Consider the following 3876-nt stretch of genomic DNA (forward strand, 5'->3'; position numbering starts at 1 on the left):
AATTAAACGCTCATCTATACAAGCTGCCTGGACGGACCAACCTGAGGGCATTCCGAATATAGAGCGTATGTTGGTGCACTATCCTGCATTTAAGCAGTTAACCTCGGGCAAAGCGAACCACCGTCCGGTGATTATCATGGGGAAACCTTTCTGGTATAAAGGAGTGATTCATGAAAAGACCGAGGCCCTGTTTCAGCTAAGCGTTGAGAAAAACTTCGACTTGACGTACCTAATGGAAAAATCCAATCAATATGATGCAAAATATGAAGAATACATCCATGCTCTGAGAATCTGTGAGATAAGAACATTATTGGATAGAACCAATTCTCTTCCAGGCTACGTTAAATCACTGCCTCCTCATCAGCGATCTCGATTTCAAAAAGAAGAACAGAAAAATGAGAATGATATCAAAAACGAATATGGACCTATTCTTGATCGCCTTGAATTGTCACATGAGGAGCAAAAGCTTTTCCGGGACTTAAAAGACATATGCAAGCGGGCGATTCGTCAAGCCTTCGCGCATTACCTGTATGAAGTGACGCACTCGAAAGGCGGCTGCTTAACGTATTGTTGGGTTGGTGCTTCCATTGAGGCTCACGATACGGTCAGGGACAGATGTGGCGCTTATGATCCATCCTCGCCTGAGGAGCTTTATGCCATGATGTCTGCAATTGATAACCCTGACGCGTTTCAGACATCTGTTAATAATGCCTACTTGCGGGAGGCATTCAACGCCAGTAACGCGCTTGTGCTCAAATCCGATGAGTTGACAGAAATTGCCATAGAGTTTTCAAGTAGCGTGAATTTGAATTCGATTTGTAACTCACTGTATGCTGGATTAATGCAATAAGTGCAATGTAAGAGCCGGTTGGCGCTTATAATTTCTTATTCAATATCGTGTCGAATATAACCAGGGGAGCAACACCCGCTTGTCTACCTTCCTCATTTGCTTGAATCGTTAAGCCGTATACCCGTTCATCTCCAGCCACTTTAAACTCCCACAATGGCACATCCTTATATCTAAAGCATTTGTAGCCTGTAGCGCCTCTTTCATGGGGCGCATAACGGCCTGTTTCATGAATGCTTTGCATTTTTTCAATGGCATCATCGGATATTGTACTTTTGATTGCATCTGATGAAGGATCAAAATAGGCATAGGCAACGATGTTTTTTGTATCCGTTTCTTTACCGGATGGGGTAAAACCTCTTTTGTAAATTGGCCTGATGCATTGGTGGTTTATCGGTATATCCTCTTTCCACGGCCTCACAGGCAGCTCGTCTTTTGGCATAACGATATCCTTGATTTTAGCTATTGCTCCAATATTTTGTTTGGGTCGCTTATTTTTCCTGATTTGCTTAAAGTCATGATAGTTTGGTAAAGACACGTGTTCCCAGTCGTTGGGGTACAGATTCAACTTGATGCTGGTCTTGCTTGAAATCGCTGCGTCTTCAGCAGTGTCGCACTTATCCATAGATTTTTTGATGTCCACTGGCATCTTCAGTTTCTCGGTTCTGATTATTTTTTCTAATATGCGACTAGTGTCTATTTTTTTTCTGGCGGCGAAGTAACGGGTTATTTTTCTTGGCAAAGGAATCAATGCAAGCGAAGAACCTATCAGGCTCAGACAAGATACTAAGTAAGTTACAGACAGTAAATTAAGTAACTTCATACCATAGCTTTTCTTGTTTGCTTCTCTCCTGGCTCTGACTCTTTCAGCAAGCTCCCTGGCTTCAGTCCACTTTTGCTCGTTGAGGCAATCTTGACGATCCTTCATGCATTGACGGAACATTTTTTTTATTTCTACAGAGCTAAGAATGGCTTCTGATTTTTTAATCTGGGAATCAATGTATTTTCTGTGCTGCAGAATATCCTCTTTTTTGCGATCACTATTAACTTTTAATGCAGTTGATGTCTGTCTTTCTAAATCATTAAATTTGCTTTTTAATGATCGTAATAAGCCTACACATACAGTCCTGCGTCCTTTTATTAATTCGTCCAGTTCTTTAGCATAGGCTTGATAATCTCCGGATTCTTTCTGATACATGAAAATTTCTTTTAATGCCGTATCGTAGCTGTCGAGTTCATCAAACAGGCCTTTCATGCAGGGGCTTAAAGGAAAGAGATCATACTTTTTTAGAACAGTAAATTGCTTATGATCATAAACAAGCATTCCGAAATCATTGTTGTGTATTTTGATGTATTGGTTAGTCTGTTCCAGAATCTTTTTTAACTCTAACGCCTTGGACTCCATACGGACGAGGTCTTTATATTTTTTTATGACAGGAACTGTTTCAGGGTTCTTAATACCAAGGACCAGACTGGTCTCGTCTGATTTTTTATAAACACCGGTCATTCTGTCCGCTGGACCGATCTGTTCCATCAGGGTTGGTTTCTGACAGGATTGAGACTGACTTTCTCTTTCAGGCGCTGATTTTTTTTTGTGGATGGTTTCTTTGGGGGCTGAGCACGTATCTGCCAGACACGCCTTCTGTGCATCATCTTTTCGGCCTGTTTCCTGTAATTTTGCGACCCATTCTGAAAAGCCAGCTTTTGGGCAAGTGTTGAGTTCAGCTGTTGTTGGGGATACCATACTGCACGTGTCACTTTTTCCATTGCCTTTTGCAGACACACTCTGTAAACCTGAAAAAAGACCAAGAGCAAAAACAAAACGTTCTGTTATCGACATAGCAGTGAATTTTTTGCCATGGATTGCAGCCGTATTTTTCTTACTGGTTTTTTGGAGGGGGGCGTTTTCTCTTACTTCTCGGCGACCCCATTGTTTTTTCTTGTCCAATTTTGTGGATTGTTCTGGCACAGTGCCAGATCCACCATGGATTATGGCGCAATGATTGGAAACAGGGAGTGACATCGTGATTCTCCTTAATATATAAACGTCATGTTCAGGACAAAACAATTAATTCTTGTCTGATTGAAGGTATAGATTGCTTTATTTCAGTAAAGTTCCTTTGTTGCATATGTTTTTTAAACAATGATAAGCAAAGGATTAACTGTTCTGGTTTTCGTGAGGGCAGACTTCGGTATTTCCCCGCCGGAATTCCGAAGTCTGTATGAGGATGGTATCAGGGAGTGAGCTAATCCCAGCCTGGTACTCAGGTCATGTCAGGTAGCTTATGAGCAATGCCCTCATGACAGCTCATCATCCTCCTGGTCAGTAACTATTCCAAAATGTGCGCCTATGCTTAACGAAATTGAATGGTTACGATGTATTGGATCCAAAGGTGGCCGAAATGCTTCTGTAAATGTTTTTACACATTGATCAGTGTGAGGGTTTTCTATTTTTTCCTGAATTCTGGTTTTTAAACCGTACATATAATGACGCCCGGCATCAAAGACCGTTCGTTTAACCGGCCATGAACTCACTATATGTTCAGGAGGTATGCCTGTCGTGAGTACTTCTTCTGCAGACGTGATAGAAGTAGTGTGTAGCCCCCCTCCCGTCAGATCTGCAGCTGTTTTGCAAATGTCGATACCGGTATTGACATAACACTGATAAACATAGGTGCTGTCTTCCTCCCAAGGCTCAGGCAAGTCGTCCGTCTCATGCTGCGATGAAAACCATGGGAACCAAGTTGCGACCGCAATGTTGCGGCTGGTATTGATGATGTTATTTTGTGAGTCATTCACCAATTGGCAGTTGCCAATGCATAGTCCATATGTTAGATGATAGGGGCTCAATTTCGTATTCAGCAAAGCTTCAAGGAAGTCATTATCGTTAATTGAATCCGAATCATCTGATTTTCGATTAAATCCTGTTTTGAAGATGGTTTCCGGAGGTCTCGAATCGCCTCTGTATACAATGCCGATATGGGATGGTGTTTTCAGAGTTGGAATAAACTCAAACTGACCCTTATGTT

3 protein-coding genes are annotated in these 3876 nt (G+C 41.8%); 1 reads left to right on the top strand and 2 read right to left on the bottom strand.

The features are described 5' to 3' along the window. A partial coding sequence (locus KDK18_RS07825) for a hypothetical protein (RefSeq protein WP_257254345.1) occupies nt 1-850 on the top strand: 850 nt, incomplete at its 5' end. Nucleotides 851-875: 25 nt separating this feature from the next. Here KDK18_RS07825 and KDK18_RS07830 read toward each other — a convergent pair. Continuing rightward, nucleotides 876-2816, bottom strand: a complete 1941-nt coding sequence (locus KDK18_RS07830) for a hypothetical protein (RefSeq protein WP_257254346.1) — start codon at nt 2814-2816, stop codon at nt 876-878. A 329-nt stretch (nt 2817-3145) separates the two neighbouring features. Continuing rightward, the coding region (locus tag KDK18_RS07835; protein ID WP_257254347.1) for a hypothetical protein at nt 3146-3876 on the bottom strand (731 nt) is incomplete at its 5' end.

It is taken from the genome of Endozoicomonas sp. SESOKO3 (assembly GCF_024606255.1).